Source organism: Pseudoalteromonas sp. NZS11_1 (genome assembly GCF_015864275.1).
In the GTDB taxonomy this organism is placed as follows: Bacteria; Pseudomonadota; Gammaproteobacteria; order Enterobacterales; family Alteromonadaceae; genus Pseudoalteromonas; species Pseudoalteromonas arctica.
This window is the reverse complement of record NZ_JADYXK010000002.1, coordinates 55,157-70,144: the sequence shown is the minus strand read 5'-3', so window position 1 is coordinate 70,144 and position 14,988 is coordinate 55,157. Positions and strand designations below refer to the sequence as shown.

Here is a 14,988-nt window from a genome sequence, read left to right as displayed (position 1 = left end):
TTAATTTAAGAGATGTTGAATTAATTCAATGATACCAATCTGCTTATATATGGGGTCTATTTAACGTTAAGAAAATTACGCTAGAACTAGGCAAAAGTTTTTGTATCTAGTTGTTCTAAATAAAAAATTTTTAACGAAGTTATAGTGCAATTTAATTCGTTAAATTGATCAAAGATTTATGCAGGTTGGTATGGCTATAAATATAAGATTAAATAGCGATAAGTCGTTACAATGCGCGCTTAATTAATTGAAGGTAAATACAGTGAAAAACTCAGTTTTAGCATTACGCGCTCAACAAATAAGTGAATCCCGTCGAGAGTTTAATGCTCGAGGCGGTAAATTAGATCGCTGTGAGCAATGCTTAATAGCTAAGCACTACTGTATTTGTAAAGGTGTTGAGCATGCAGATTGTAAAGCAGCTGTGTGCTTATTAATGTATCACAATGAAAGTTTTAAACCTTCTAATACTGGGCGCTTAATTGCTGAAATAGTGCCAGATAACCACGCATTTAGATGGGATAGAACAGACCCAAACCCCGCTCTTTTAGCTTTGATAAGCGATTCACAATATCAGCCAATGGTAGTATTCCCTGCTGAAGATGTAGAAGAGGGCAGGGCCATTACCGAAATAAGTATTGAAGAGGGTAAAAAACCGCTATTTATATTTTTAGATGGTACCTGGCGTGAAGCTAAAAAAATGATTCGCAAAAGCCCATACTTAGATAACTTGCCTGTACTTTCTGTTACTGCTGATAAACTATCTGATTATCGATTACGTGTTGCCCCTCATGCGCATCAACTAGGCACTGCTGAAGTGGCTATTATGGTGCTAGCGCTTGCGGGAGAAATGGATGCATCTTCTAAATTAGAACAGCATTTTATTAAGTTTCGTGATGCGTATTTGCTTGGTAAGCGCAATAAAGGCCGACCGCTAGAAGAGTAGTTTTACGCAGTTAAGCGAAAGCTTGCTGCTCTTTTAAGTGAGCAAGTGCTTTATTTTGAATTGCTCTGAAGCCTTCCTCAGATGTTAATTGTAAAACCGTATTATATAATTGGCTTACGCTATTGTGAGCCTGAATAAACGAGGTGCAGTCCTCACCAATCATATCCTTAGCCTCTTCAACTCGCTTTAAAAAGTAACAGCTAATATCGGTTTTTCCCTTAAAGTGAGTAGTCGCAATAGCGTTTGCTATTCTATTAAGCTGATAACTAAATTCATCAGGTCGAGAACCCTCACCCCATTTACTAATAGAAATATCGCTTTCTAACTGGATAATTACGTTAAGTATGTTTTTAAACTCACTCATTGGCATATTTAAAAAGTTATAACCTTTGGGGCTAAATAAAGCTTTATACGGATTTTCGTTGGGAGTTTGGGCACTAAAAACACCAATTGGTTTTGCTGTACTTGCGTCTGATACTTTACATAAAAAGGTATTGCTTTGCGGCGTTTTAAAATTCATATCCATTGAGTATTTATGATCCTTGCATTACTTAGTTATCGGCGCAATTAATGAAAAACTTAGCGAAATTTAAAATATTAATAAAGTATTTGAAAGTATTAATATTGATTAACTGGGATGCAGTATTACCCTGCAAAAGTTAGTGGTAGTTGCTTAGAGCTTTACTAAACCCAAATTTTAGGCAAAGAAAAGCGCGCTCTATCTCTAGGCGCGCTTGCGGAATCTTCTAATTTTCTGCATCCTGCAATTGAACTTAATCAACTCCAATTTTTACTAATCCATGTTTATTACTATATTACTTTTTAGTTCTATGTAATGTAGACCATCCGGGCCTGTATCCTTAAATTCCTAAACATCCTGTAGGGTAAATACTATTACCAAATCCTTAATTACACTTCCTAGTGTATCCCTATTTTAACCAATCCCTTGTGTTGCCTTAAAAGGCCTGTCCATTTATTCCTTAAACATCCTGTTAAACAACTTAGCCGTGTTGTTATCCTTTTCGCATCTTCCTGACGCTGTCCTTTTTACAACATTGCGTTGTGATACTCATCCTGAGCCTGTCCTAAAATCCGTGTTGTCCTGGTAACCTAATCATTGGTTGGTTGAGTAAGCAGTCCATTTCCTTTTACTCAATAAGCGTCATTGCTTGGTTGATGCGTAAATTATAGTGCAATAGAGCAACTAAAATAGGGATAAAACTACGTTCAATTAGTATTTATGCAATAGTAATAATGTAAAAGTTCAATTAATACAGGTTGTTAGGTTATTTTTGTGTGTTTTTTATCTTGATTTTTACTCATTAGCTGTCACATCCGTGAGACATCTCTTACACTGCATTTCCTTTTTGGGCGTTATTTACATATTTACATTTATTTAAAGTGTGCACTTTTTGAATGAGCGCGGTAGAATTCGATGATAATAACAATTATTTAGGTGAAATAATGAAGACAGTATTTACACTTGTTTTAGGATTAGCAGCATCGGCACCAGCCTTTGCAAGTGACGTTGTTAATATCTATTCTTTTCGTCAGCCGTTTTTGATTCAGCCAATTTTAGAAGATTTTACAAAACAAACGGGAATAAAAACCAATGTTGTTTTTGCTAAAAAAGGGTTAATTGAGCGTGTTAAACGTGAAGGTAAACATAGTAAAGCCGATTTAGTATTAACCTCTAATTTTAGTGCGCTTATTCAATTAGAAGATTTAAAATTAACACAAACTATAAAAAGTGACAGTGTAAATAATAACGTGCCTGCAGCTTTTCGTGACGGTGATGGCCAATGGGTCGCGCTTACTAAGCGAGTTCGTAATGTGTATTCATCAAAAGAGCGAATTGGTGCGTTACCTAAGCTCACTTATGAAGATTTAGCAGATCCTAAATACAAAGGACAAATTTGTACGCGCTCTGGCAAACATCCATATAACTTAGGTTTAGTGGCTTCTATGATTGCACACCATGGTGAAGCGCAAACCAAAGAGTGGCTTGAAGGTGTTAAGGCTAATTTAGCACGTAAACCTCAAGGTAACGATCGTGCTCAAGTTAAAGCCGTTAAAGAAGGTTTATGTAACTTGGCATTAGGTAATAGTTACTACCTTGGTAAAATGCTAGAAGATAAAGAACAAAAAGGTTGGGCTGAGGCCGTAAATATTAACTTTCCGAATCAAACTAATCGTGGCTCACACATAAATGTTTCGGGTGCGGTTATTACCAAATATGCTAAAAACCCTGAAAATGCATTAAAGCTCATAGAATATATGACCGACAGCAAAGCACAAAACATGTATGCCTCATTAAATATGGAGTATCCAGTTAAGTCGGGTGTTGAACTATCAAGTTTGGTTGCGTCTTGGGGGAGTTTTAAAGAAGACAGCTTGCCACTTGATGAGATTAGTAAATATCGTCCGTTAGCGCTTAAGCTAATTGATGAGGTGAAGTTCGATCTTTAATGACTAATAAATTTAAGCTGTCTAAATGGCAGCTCTTTGCGTGGTCGACTGGCTTAATTCTATCGGCCCCGTTGTTTTTTCTTCTTTTTGAATCTCTACAAGGTAGCTCTGAGGTGTTTTCTCACCTGTGGGATACCGTGCTTTGGGATTACATAACCAATACCGTATTGCTTGTTTTAGGTGTTTGCGTCCTTAGCTGCGCCATAGCTTTGCCACTTGGATGGCTAACGGCTTACTGTAGTTTCCCGGGTAAAAAACAGTTTGAATGGGCACTTATGCTGCCCCTTGCTATGCCCACCTATATTATTGCCTATGTATACACTGATTTATTAGATTATGCGGGCCCGGTGCAAATAGCGCTGAGAGAATGGTTTGGTTGGCAATCGCCTAATGACTATTGGTTTTTTGATATACGTACATTACCCGGCGCCATCGTTATGATTGCCTTGGTGCTTTATCCGTATTTATTTTTGATTTTTAAAACGGCTCTTCGCGAGCAGTCATTCAAATTAGTACAAGCTAGCCAGTTAATGGGATTATCTCCTTGGCAAAGTTTCTTTAAAGTAAGCTTAGTACTCTCTCGTGGGGCTATTGTGGCGGCTCTTGCGCTTATAAGTATGGAAACCATGGCTGACTTTGCAACAGTGAGTTATTTTGCCGTAAGTACATTAACGACTGCCGTATACGATACGTGGTTTGGTTATTACTCACTTACAGCGGCAGCTAAAATATCGGGTGTGATGTTATTACTGTTATTTTTAGCATTAATGGCAGAGCGCTTTAGTCGTCGTAACCAAGCGGTATTTGAGCGCCAATCAAGTGTAAATAGCGAATCTCTCTATGTATTAAAAGGAAAGTCAGCTTGGCTCGCAACGGCATTTTGCAGCTTTATTTTATTTATCGCGTTTGTAATTCCTATTGCAGTACTTATAAATTACGCCATTACCTACTTTGATAAAGCATGGAATGTAGAGTTTTTTAGTTACGCTTGGCAAAGTTTAAAAGTGGCTGGGGTTGTAAGTGTTATAACCATTACATTGAGTGTTTTTGTGGTTTTTTATCAGCGTGTGGCAAAGCAAACGTATCCGCTTATTCCTGGGCGTTTAGCAAGCACAGGCTATGCGTTGCCTGGCACAGTACTCGCTATTGCGGTCTTGTTACCTCTTACATTGTTAGAGAACACCATCAACAAAGCGCTCGAGCCGTATAATTTAGATATTGGCTTACTGCTTACAGGTAGCATTCTTACTATTATTATTGCTTATATTGTTAGGTTTTACGCCATTGCACACGGAGCAATTGAGTCGAGTTTTTTACGTATTAGCCCATCACTTGATATGGCAAGCCAATCAATGGGTAAAAGCCAAGGACAAACACTGCGTTTAGTGCACCTACCTTTACTGCGAAGAGGATTGCTTACTGCTGCGTTATTGGTATTTATTGAGTGCATGAAAGAACTGCCGGCTGCGCTATTGCTCAGGCCGTTTAATTTTGAAAGCTTAGCTACTCATGTATTTCAGTATGTGAGTGACGAGCAGTTAGAGCTTGCTTCAATATCGGCTTTATTTATTGTTATTGTTGGGTTTATTCCTTTGTATTTTATTAATCGTTCTATGGAGCAGCGTAGTTAAATGAGTAGTTTAATTTTACAAGGCGTGAGCTATCACTATAACGGCACAAAGGTTATCCACAATTTAGATTTAACAGTAGGTAAAGATGAAATTGTTTGCCTACTCGGAGCGAGTGGGTGCGGCAAAACGACCACGTTAAAAGCGATTGCAGGTTTAATTGAAGCTAAGCAAGGGTCTATTTTTATAGACGGTAAATTAGTGAGTGATGAGCAATCGTTTGTCTCGCCTGAGCACCGTAACATCGGCATGATGTTTCAAGATTATGCATTGTTTCCGCATTTAACGGTAGCAAATAATATCGCATTCGGGCTTAGTAAAATGAGTAAAGCTCAAAAGCAGCAACGCGTTGATGAAATGCTTAAGCTGGTACATTTAATTGGCTGTGCCGAGAGGTTCCCGCATCAGTTATCGGGTGGTCAACAGCAGCGTGTAGCTATTGCTCGTGCATTAGCTTATAAGCCTAGTTTATTGCTACTTGATGAGCCCTTTTCAAATATCGACACACAAGTACGCTTTGAATTAATTGCCGATATACGTCGAATTATTAAGGCAACTCAAGTGTCTGCTGTGTTTGTTACACATTCAAAAGAAGAGGCGTTTGCGTTTTCAGATACACTTGCCATTATGCATCGCGGTAAAATTGAGCAACAAGGCACGCCCGAGCAGCTTTTTGCAGCTCCATGTTCAAAGGAGGTTGCAGAGTTTCTGGGTCAAGGCATATACTTGAGCGCAGAAGTATTAACAGCAACTGAATACAAAACACCATTTGGTTTAGTCGAATCTTATATTGAGAGTAAGCATGACGTAAGCGTAGGGCTTATATATGTGCGCCCTCATCAAATAGAATTAGTGGCAGATAACCAAAGTGACAAACTCAGCAAGCGAGCTACAATCATAAGTCGTCGCTTTATTGGTTCGGCGTATGTTTATTCACTTGTTATTGATAAACAAGAAATTGAAGTTGCTGCACAATATGGCCAGTCATTTGAAAATAATGAACAGGTTATAATAAAAATAAAACCTCACACGGTGAATTTTTTCGAATCTTAATTAATTTGTTATTCGCTGTGTTTTTATCTGTAAAACTAAGGAATAACAATGGCGCAAGCGCAATCAGGGATTTGTGCTGAAGCAAACTTACACGGTTTGCACTTATTTTTTAATGTGTTTGATGGTCAAGATGAATCACTTCGCGCAAAGTTAAAACAAGTAAGCGCTATTGAAGAAGAATTTAGCGATCAGTTCTCAGAATCAATGCTCTCTTGTATGGTTGCTATTGGTGCGCAATATTGGCCGCATATCCTCCCTGAATACATCCCAAGCGAATTACAGAGCTTTCCTAATATAAACCATAGCGATCATCAAATGAGCGTACAACCGTGCGATTTATTTGTGCAAATTCGCTCTGACCGTGAAGACGTTAATCATTTGTTTGCGCTGCAAATTTTAAAACTATTTGCCCCCGATGTTGAGCTGGTGGAGCAAATTCGTAATTTTCGCTTTTTAGATGGTCGTGATTTTAATGGTTTTATTTATGGTGGCGATACAGCTCATGGAAGAAAAAAGCGCGCTACGGCTTTAATTAGTAACCCTGGCAATTTTGAAGATCAGGGGAGTTATATTCATGTACAGCGCTATAAGCATGACTTAACTATGTGGCAGCACTTATCATTGAGCGAGCAAGAACAAATAATGGGACGTACGCGCCTTGATAACACGCTAATTACCCCTGCGATCGAAACCAGCCATGCTTCACGTAGCGAGCTAAAAGACGAAGACGGACAACCGCTATTATTAAATCAGAGCATGCCTTATGGCGATGTGTATGAGCAGGGAATGTTATCAATTACATGCTCTTGTACGGGCACCGCATTTGAAAAAGTACTTAATAGTCGTTTAGGGGAAGGGGATTGTTACGACCACTGGCTTGATTTTACTCAAGCCGATATGGGTTCTGCTTTCTTTGCGCCTTCAGTCGGGTTTTTAAAACAAATTTAGTTTGCTATTAAACCGTATCAAATAAAATGCGAACACGTTCAAGTGTTACATCTATTTCAGATATTTTAGCAGGAGCGATAAAAATAGTATCGTCGCCTGCAATTGTTCCTAGTACGCCATCTGCTTTACCTAATGAATCTAATAAACGAGCGATAAGCTGAGCGGCGCCTGGACTGGTACGAATAATGATCATCATTTCGTTGTGCATAATGTCGATTACTAATTGGCGTAATGGGCTTTTAGCCGTAGGTACACCCATTTCAGCAGGTAAGCAGTAAACCATTTCTTGTTTGGCGTTACGTGTGCGTACAGCACCAAATTTACTTAACATGCGCGATACTTTACTTTGGCTTATATTGTCAAAGCCTTGATCTTTTAATGCATCAACTATTTCGCCTTGAGAGCCAAAATTTTCTTCTTTTAATAGTGATTTAAATGCTTTTACCAGTGCTTCTTGTTTATCTTGTGGTTGCATAGTCTTTATTCGTTTTTGTTATTTATGCCGCAAATTCTACACAAAAATGAATAATTATGCAGCAGTTGTTTAGTTAACTTGCCAGTTTGATGCGTTAAATCACAAAAGTTTACGACTATGGTCGAAAATATACTTGAAATAGACAGGATAAATTTGTTTTTAGTCGCTAATTTCATTATCTTAAGAGCCACAAATGTTTCCTACCTCAAATTACGGAGAATTCCAATGAAAGTTGCTGTATTAGGTGCTGCAGGCGGTATCGGCCAAGCGTTGTCTTTATTATTAAAAACAGGCTTACCAGCTGGCTCTGAATTATCACTTTATGATGTTGCACCAGTAGTACCAGGTGTTGCGGTTGACCTTTCTCACATCCCAACAGATGTTAAAGTAGCAGGCTTTGGCGCAGACGAATTAAACAAAGCGCTTGAAGGCTCTGACATCGTTCTTATCCCAGCGGGTATGCCACGTAAACCAGGTATGGATCGTGCTGATTTATTTAATGTAAATGCTGGTATCATCAAAACTTTAGCTGAAGGCATTGTTGCTAGCTGTCCTAAAGCGTTAGTAGGTATTATTACTAACCCAGTAAATGGCACAGTTCCAATCGTTGCTGAAGTATTCAAAAAAGCAGGTACTTACGACGCTAAACGCGTATTCGGTATTACTACGCTTGACGTTATTCGTTCAGAAGCATTTGTTGCTGAACTTAAAGGCGTAGACGTAGCAACTGTAAAAGTACCAGTAATTGGTGGTCACTCAGGCACAACTATTCTTCCTCTACTTTCTCAAGTTGAAGGTGTTTCTTTCACAGATGAAGAAGTTGCTGCACTTACTCCACGTATCCAAAATGCGGGTACTGAAGTTGTAAATGCTAAAGCAGGCGGTGGTTCAGCTACGCTATCTATGGGTGCTGCTGCAGCTCGTTTTTGTATGTCTTTAGTTAAAGGCCTACAAGGTGAAGAAGTTGTAGATTACGCTTACGTTGCTGTTGAAAATGGCGATGCAGAGTACTTTGCACATCCAGTACGTTTAGGTAAAAACGGCGTAGAAGAAATTCTTTCTTACGGCGAACTAAGCGCATTTGAAACAAAAGCAAAAAATGACATGCTTGAAACACTGAAAAAAGACATCAAAGAAGGTGTTGATTTCATGGCGTAATAGCCAAAGTAGAATAACAAAAAAGCCTGCATTTGCAGGCTTTTTTATTGCTCAGAATTAATTTCACACTGTGTAACTAGTTAAAACTAGTGGTCGCGGTCAACCGCAATACGAGCAAGGCTTATGAGTGCTTGCTTATAGTCAGACTCAGCTAAAAAGTCTAAACACGCAATAGCTTTGTCAGCCTCAAGCTCTGCTTTTTGCATTGTAAATTCAAGCGCATTAGTTTGCTTTAGTGCCGATAGAATTTCTTCTAAATGCTCCATACCATTACTGTGCTCTATTGCATCACGAATAAGCTGCGTTTGCTGCTCGCTACCATGTTGCATAGCATAAATAAGTGGAAGCGTTGGTTTGCCTTCAGCTAAATCATCACCAATGTTTTTACCCAACTGCTCAGCATCTGCATTGTAATCGAGTACATCATCTACTAGCTGAAACGCAGTACCTAAATGCATACCATATAGGTTTAGTGCATCGAGAGTAGTTTGGTCTTGCTCAGTAATAATGGCAGCAAGGCCTGTCGCTGCTTCAAACAATTTAGCTGTTTTAGAGTAAATAACCTGCATATAACTGGCTTCGGTCGTATCTGGGTCGTTGCAGTTCATTAACTGCAATACTTCACCTTCAGCAATAATGTTTGTTGCATCGGCAAGTACTTGCATAACCTGCATTTTTCCAAGGCCAACCATAAGCTGAAATGAACGAGTGTAAATAAAGTCACCAACCAATACGCTAGCAGCATTACCAAATTCAGCATTTGCTGTAGGTGTGCCACGTCGTAAGTTTGATTCATCTACAACATCATCATGCAATAGCGTTGCTGTATGAATAAACTCAACAATTGTTGCAAGTGTTATGTGATCTTTACCCTGATAACCGAGCGCTTTGGCTGCTAAAATCGCGAGCATTGGACGAACGCGTTTGCCGCCACTGCTAACTATATATAAACCAAGCTGATTAACTAACGCCACATCTGAGCGCATTTGCGCATGTATAAGTTGATTGACGTCATTCATATCGCTTTCGATTAACGCCTGGATAGCTTTTATATCCATTGATCTCCGAGCCAATTTTTATGTGTGAACGGCGCAGATTGTACAACAAAAAATGGACTAGCTCGATATTTTGTGACGATTGATTGAAAAAACACTATTAAAGTACTTAATTTAGACTGAATTAGCCAAGATAACTGATTAATTGATAATCAATATATAGTTTATGGTGTGCTTAGATATTAAGCTGTGAGGGTCATATTTGAGTACATTAATTTATTTCGACTAAGAGTTAAAAAGCGCTTGGCAAAAGGGCTAATTAATATAAAATGGGGTAAATATTGAATTGCTCTCAAAGCAGCTACTTTTTATTCATTTTAATTACAAAATAGGCTTGCTAGTTATTTCGCGTTAGCGTAAACTTCGCGCCCTATCGAAGAATATTTTAGTTGCGCCGATTTGAGGGTGCACAGACGGAGTTAATTATGTACGCGGTTTTCCAAAGTGGTGGTAAACAGCATCGTGTGACTGAAGGTCAAACGATTCGTCTTGAAAAATTAGACGTTGAAACTGGTGTGGCAGTAGAATTTGATTCAGTACTTTTAGTTGCTGATGGTGAGAAAATCGAGATCGGTGTACCGTTCGTAAACGGTGGCAAGATAACAGCTGAGGTTGTTTCACATGGTCGCGGTGAGAAGATTAAGGTTGTTAAATTTAGACGCCGTAAGCATTCTCGTAAGCAAATGGGCCATCGTCAATGGTTCACTGAAGTTAAAATCACTAGCATTAGCGCTTAATTAGAGGTACTTAGAAATGGCACATAAAAAAGCAGCTGGTAGTACTCGTAACGGTCGCGATTCAGAAAGCAAACGCCTAGGTGTTAAGCGTTTTGGTGGCGAATCAGTTCTAGCGGGTAGCATCATTGTTCGTCAGCGTGGAACTCGTTTCCACCCTGGTACTAACGTAGGTATCGGTAAAGACCACACTATCTTCGCAAAAGCAGATGGTAAAGTTCAGTTTGAACAAAAAGGTCCTTTAAACCGTAAATACGTAACTATCGTAACTGAGTAATCAGTAAGGTAGTTAAAAACCCCGCCTTTGCGGGGTTTTTTGTTTTGTAGTCAGTCAAAATATATACCCAAGCCTGCATTTGTGTTGGCTTGGGTATATAATAGAGTTATTAAACAAGCCAATCCCTAAAGTGAGTAATCATGAAGTTTGTAGATGAAGTAGAAATTCGCGCAGAAGCTGGAGACGGTGGCAGCGGCATCGTGTCTTTCCGTCGTGAAAAATATGTTCCAGATGGTGGACCAGACGGCGGTGACGGTGGAGACGGTGGTAGTGTTTATCTACAAGCTGATGAAAACTTAAATACCCTAATTGATTATCAGTTTGAGCGCTTTCATAGAGCTGAACGTGGTACTAACGGTCGTAGCCGTAACTGTACAGGCCGAAAAGCCGATGACTTATTTGTTATGGTGCCTGTAGGCACGCGCATCATGGATGTTGATACCCAAGAGGGACTTGGCGACTTAACTCAAGATGGTCAACGAATTTTGGTTGCAAAAGGTGGTTTCCACGGCTTGGGGAATGCACGTTTTAAATCAAGTACTAACCGAGCACCTCGTCAAAAAACATTGGGCACACCCGGTGAAGTACGTAACTTAAAGTTAGAGTTACTATTATTAGCTGATGTGGGCTTGCTAGGATTACCAAATGCGGGTAAATCTACGTTTATCCGCAGTGTATCTGCAGCAAGACCAAAAGTAGCTGATTACCCATTTACGACGCTTATTCCTAATTTAGGTGTTGTACGTCCAGAAGCAAATAAATCATTTGTTATAGCCGATATTCCGGGTCTAATTGAAGGTGCATCTGATGGTGCAGGCCTAGGTATTCGCTTCTTGAAGCATTTAGAGCGTTGTCGTGTGTTATTGCACATTATTGATGTAATGCCGGTAGATGGTTCAAACCCTGTTGATAATGCATTCTCGATTATTAACGAGCTACACCAATACAGCCCTAAATTAGCTGAAAAACCACGCTGGTTAGTGTTTAATAAAATAGATTTATTACCAGAAGATGAAGCAAAAGCGCTATGCGAAGCGATTGCAGAAGAGCTGGGCGAAACTGAAAACATTTATCACATTTCAGCAATTAATAAACTTAATACTCAACCTTTAATCCACAACATAATGACACTACTTGATAGCATGCCTAAAGAGAAGTTTGTACAAGTTGAAGATGAAGAAGTTGAATTCAAGTGGGATACCTATCATGAAAAAGCCACTAAAGGCAAAGGCAATGATGATGATTGGGACGACTGGGATGAAGATGATTACGACGTAGAAGTTGTCTACGAGCGTTAATTAAATAGAATTTATTAAAAAGGAGCTTATGCTCCTTTTTCTTTATTTAAGAATAAAGTACTAGGTGTTTATTATGATAATTTCAATGATTGCAGCAATGGCAAATAACCGTGTAATTGGCCTAGATAATAAAATGCCATGGCATTTACCTGCGGATCTTCAGCATTTTAAAAAAGTAACTACGGGTAAACCTGTGATCATGGGTCGTAAAACTTTTGAGTCAATAGGCCGTCCTTTACCTGGGCGTCGTAATATTATTATTACTCGAAACAGCGAATATACTGCACAGGGTATTGAAGTGGTAACCACACCAGAGGCCGCACTAGAACTGGTTTGTGCTGTTGAAGAAGTAATGATTATTGGTGGCGGTAATATTTATGAGCAATTTTTACCAAAAGCAGAACGCTTGTATTTAACCTTTATTGATTTAGATATTAAAGGCGATACACAGTTTCCTGATTACAATAAAGTTGCTAATTGGGACGTGAAAGAAGAGCAAGAAAACCTTCCTGATGAAAAAAACAAATCTAGTTATAAATTCGTAACTTTGTATAAAGAACATTAACATTATTGCGTAATTTTTGATAGATTGATATAATATTTGATAGTCTATATAAGAACAAAGTATTATAAAGGGTTTGTCATGTTTAAATTACCAAAGCTAGTTGCACTTACTGCTGTTGTCGCTGTAAGTTCTTTTTCGTATACAGCACCTGCAAATGCTGAAGATCAATTAGCAGTATCTATTTGTGAATACATTGCGGCAGACGATAAAAACCGATTACGCAGCAAGCTTAAAAGCTCTCGTGTAAAAATTCGTAATATTTATGATGCAGTACAATGTAATGGTAATAACTTATTACGTCATGCTGTTGCTAGTAATGCAGTGGATACTGGTGAGTATATAGTTAAAAACTTATCAAAAAGTGCGTTAACAGATGGTGCTGATATTGCTTGGGCTGAAGGCAACTTTGCTAGCTCACCACTTATTGCAGTAATTAAAGATCGCGCTGGTCTTTAATTATAAAAAGGTTTTATAACTCTACCTTCAGTAAGGTATTGTTAAATATTGATTAGTCTGAAGTTGTTATTAATAACAATCTCAGGCTTTTTTATTTAGCTAATGTAATCTCACCCCCCCCAACAAAATCATTAATAAGTTCACTATTTACCTATCTATTTTATATTCCCAAAGTGTAGAGTCTTCACTTTAAAAGCAGCTTCAAATTTACTCCTTCAAAAGAGGTAACTTTATTCAGCTGGTATCTATTTTGTATCTGCTAGTTTATTTACAAACTTAATCACTAAGGATAGATATGAAAGCTGTAATTCCAGTAGCAGGCTTAGGGACGAGAATGCTCCCTATGACAAAAGCTATTCCAAAAGAAATGCTCCCTATAGTTGATAAACCTCTAATTCAATATATTGTCAGCGAATGTGTATCTGCCGGTATTAAAGATATTGTATTAGTTACACACAGCTCTAAAAATGCAATCGAAAACCATTTTGATACAAGTTACGAGCTAGAAGCTACTCTTGAAAAACGTGTTAAACGTGCTTTATTAGATGAGATTCGCTCTATTTGTCCGCCTGATGTCACCATTATGAGTGTACGCCAAGGTGAAGCTAAAGGGCTAGGGCATGCTATTCTGTGTGCTAAGCCAATAGTTGGTGACGATAACTTTGTAGTGCTCCTGCCAGATGTGATACTTGATGCTTATACAGCGGACCAAAAAACTGAAAACTTAGCGGCCATGATTAAACGCTTTAAAGAAACTCAAGCAAGTCAAATAATGCTTGAGCCAGTAGCTAAAGAAGACGTTAGTAAATATGGTATTGCTGATATAAACGGTGTTGAGTTAATGCCAGGTAAAAGTGCTGCAATTAAAGCAATGGTTGAAAAACCTGATGCAGATTTAGCACCTTCAAATCTTGCTGTTGTAGGGCGATATGTACTGAGTAAGAATATTTGGCCTCTACTCGCAAAAACGTCTGTAGGTGCTGGCGGTGAAATACAACTTACAGATTCTATTGACGCATTAATGGCACAAGAAACTGTTGAAGCATTCCATATGAGTGGTCGCTCTCACGATTGCGGAGATAAGTTAGGCTATTTAAAAGCAATTGTAGAGTACAGCATGCGGGATAAAAAGTTAGGTAATGACTTTTCTCGCTTTATAAATGATTTGAATTTACCTTAACTACAGAGCAATAAATTTTATGAAAACTATAGAAGCTAAAATAGTTTTCATAAAATGTAGTGAACTCGGTCTATAAACCTTTGCTAGACTACTCTGGGTTACTAAGTTAGTTACACTTTACCTACACTGTAATAGGTTACGTAGTATGATTGTTACTTATTCTGTATTGATCTTTTAAAGGAACCACCATGATTGAGCAAGGCCAAGAATTACCATCGGTTACGTTAACGCAATTAACTGACGACGGTATGCAATCTCTTACAAATAAAGAGTTGTTTGAAGGTAAAAAAGTCGTGTTATTTGCAGTGCCAGGTGCATTTACACCAACGTGTTCAAATGCACACTTACCTGAATTTATTACTCTTGCTGATAAAATTAAAGCAAAAGGTGTTGATGCTATTTACTGTGTATCTGTTAATGACGCATTTGTTATGAAAGCATGGGGCGACTCGCAAAACGCGCAAGAAATTACAATGCTTGCCGATGGCGATGGAAGTTTCACTAAATCGTTAGGGCTTGATAAAGATACCGCTAGTTTTGGTGGTTTACGTTCAACGCGTTACGCTATGATTGTTGAAAATGCAGTAGTAACTGGTTTATTTGTAGAGCAAGACAAAGAGTTTGTTGTAAGCCGCGCAGAATCAGTACTAGAGAAGCTATAACAGTAATAAAGTGTAGGTTCTAGCTTTAATTAATCAGCTACTTACTATTTAAAAACCGATGTTGGAAACAACATCGGTTTTTTATTT

16 protein-coding genes are annotated in these 14,988 nt (G+C 38.5%); 13 read left to right on the top strand and 3 right to left on the bottom strand.

The window, feature by feature from the left end; genetic code table 11:
• Positions 1-262: 262 nt before the first annotated feature.
• Positions 263-943: a tRNA-uridine aminocarboxypropyltransferase gene (locus I6F44_RS02970; RefSeq protein ID WP_024590630.1), complete on the top strand. Its 681-nt coding sequence runs from the start codon at positions 263-265 to the stop codon at positions 941-943.
• 10 nt (positions 944-953) lie between these two features.
• Here I6F44_RS02970 and I6F44_RS02965 read toward each other — a convergent pair whose 3' ends face one another.
• The gene (locus I6F44_RS02965) at positions 954-1,469 is read right to left on the bottom strand and encodes a hypothetical protein (protein ID WP_024590631.1); all 516 of its coding nucleotides are present in this window, start codon (positions 1,467-1,469) and stop codon (positions 954-956) included.
• A 938-nt stretch (positions 1,470-2,407) separates the two neighbouring features.
• On the opposite strand from I6F44_RS02965, the gene I6F44_RS02960 reads away from it, so the two are divergent.
• The 4 genes from I6F44_RS02960 to I6F44_RS02945 are packed head-to-tail and all read left to right on the top strand — an operon-like array spanning position 2,408 to position 7,041.
• A complete protein-coding gene (locus I6F44_RS02960) occupies positions 2,408-3,412 on the top strand; it encodes a Fe(3+) ABC transporter substrate-binding protein (RefSeq protein ID WP_024590632.1) in 1,005 nt (334 codons plus the stop codon).
• Positions 3,412-5,043 (top strand): ABC transporter permease, encoded by a 1,632-nt coding sequence (locus I6F44_RS02955; protein WP_197173275.1) that lies wholly within the window; start codon positions 3,412-3,414, stop codon positions 5,041-5,043. Before I6F44_RS02960 ends, I6F44_RS02955 begins: the two co-directional genes overlap by 1 nt.
• On the top strand, positions 5,044-6,093 hold the full coding sequence (locus I6F44_RS02950) for an ABC transporter ATP-binding protein (RefSeq protein WP_197173274.1): 1,050 nt from the start codon (positions 5,044-5,046) through the stop codon (positions 6,091-6,093).
• A gap of 48 nt (positions 6,094-6,141) precedes the next feature.
• A complete protein-coding gene (locus tag I6F44_RS02945) occupies positions 6,142-7,041 on the top strand; it encodes a Dyp-type peroxidase (RefSeq protein ID WP_024590635.1) in 900 nt (299 codons plus the stop codon).
• 7 nt (positions 7,042-7,048) lie between these two features.
• Here the strand turns inward: I6F44_RS02945 and argR are convergent, their stop codons facing one another.
• On the bottom strand, positions 7,049-7,516 hold the full coding sequence (gene argR / locus I6F44_RS02940) for a transcriptional regulator ArgR (protein ID WP_002957753.1): 468 nt from the start codon (positions 7,514-7,516) through the stop codon (positions 7,049-7,051).
• A 225-nt stretch (positions 7,517-7,741) separates the two neighbouring features.
• Between argR and mdh the strand changes: the two genes are divergently transcribed.
• Positions 7,742-8,674 (top strand): malate dehydrogenase, encoded by a 933-nt coding sequence (gene mdh / locus I6F44_RS02935; protein ID WP_007586102.1) that lies wholly within the window; start codon positions 7,742-7,744, stop codon positions 8,672-8,674.
• Positions 8,675-8,760: 86 nt separating this feature from the next.
• On the opposite strand, the gene ispB is transcribed toward mdh, so the two are convergent.
• Positions 8,761-9,732, bottom strand: coding sequence for an octaprenyl diphosphate synthase (ispB, locus tag I6F44_RS02930; protein WP_010553338.1), 972 nt, complete (start codon positions 9,730-9,732; stop codon positions 8,761-8,763).
• 422 nt (positions 9,733-10,154) lie between these two features.
• Between ispB and rplU the strand changes: the two genes are divergently transcribed.
• The 7 genes from rplU (at position 10,155) to I6F44_RS02895 (ending at position 14,901) form a co-directional block, all read left to right on the top strand.
• Positions 10,155-10,466 (top strand): 50S ribosomal protein L21, encoded by a 312-nt coding sequence (rplU, locus tag I6F44_RS02925; protein ID WP_197173273.1) that lies wholly within the window; start codon positions 10,155-10,157, stop codon positions 10,464-10,466.
• Positions 10,467-10,482: 16 nt separating this feature from the next.
• Entirely contained in the window at positions 10,483-10,740 is a 258-nt protein-coding gene (gene rpmA / locus I6F44_RS02920; protein WP_002957747.1) for a 50S ribosomal protein L27, read from the top strand.
• Between the two features lie 140 nt (positions 10,741-10,880).
• A complete protein-coding gene (gene cgtA, locus I6F44_RS02915; protein ID WP_007586086.1) occupies positions 10,881-12,038 on the top strand; it encodes an Obg family GTPase CgtA in 1,158 nt (385 codons plus the stop codon).
• A 73-nt stretch (positions 12,039-12,111) separates the two neighbouring features.
• The gene (folA, locus tag I6F44_RS02910) at positions 12,112-12,603 is read left to right on the top strand and encodes a type 3 dihydrofolate reductase (protein ID WP_024593608.1); all 492 of its coding nucleotides are present in this window, start codon (positions 12,112-12,114) and stop codon (positions 12,601-12,603) included.
• 78 nt (positions 12,604-12,681) lie between these two features.
• Entirely contained in the window at positions 12,682-13,059 is a 378-nt protein-coding gene (locus I6F44_RS02905; RefSeq protein WP_007586082.1) for a DUF3718 domain-containing protein, read from the top strand.
• 295 nt (positions 13,060-13,354) lie between these two features.
• Positions 13,355-14,239, top strand: coding sequence for a UTP--glucose-1-phosphate uridylyltransferase GalU (galU, locus tag I6F44_RS02900; RefSeq protein ID WP_007586080.1), 885 nt, complete (start codon positions 13,355-13,357; stop codon positions 14,237-14,239).
• Between the two features lie 188 nt (positions 14,240-14,427).
• The gene (locus I6F44_RS02895; RefSeq protein WP_007586078.1) at positions 14,428-14,901 is read left to right on the top strand and encodes a peroxiredoxin; all 474 of its coding nucleotides are present in this window, start codon (positions 14,428-14,430) and stop codon (positions 14,899-14,901) included.
• The last annotated feature ends 87 nt before the right edge of the window (positions 14,902-14,988 follow it).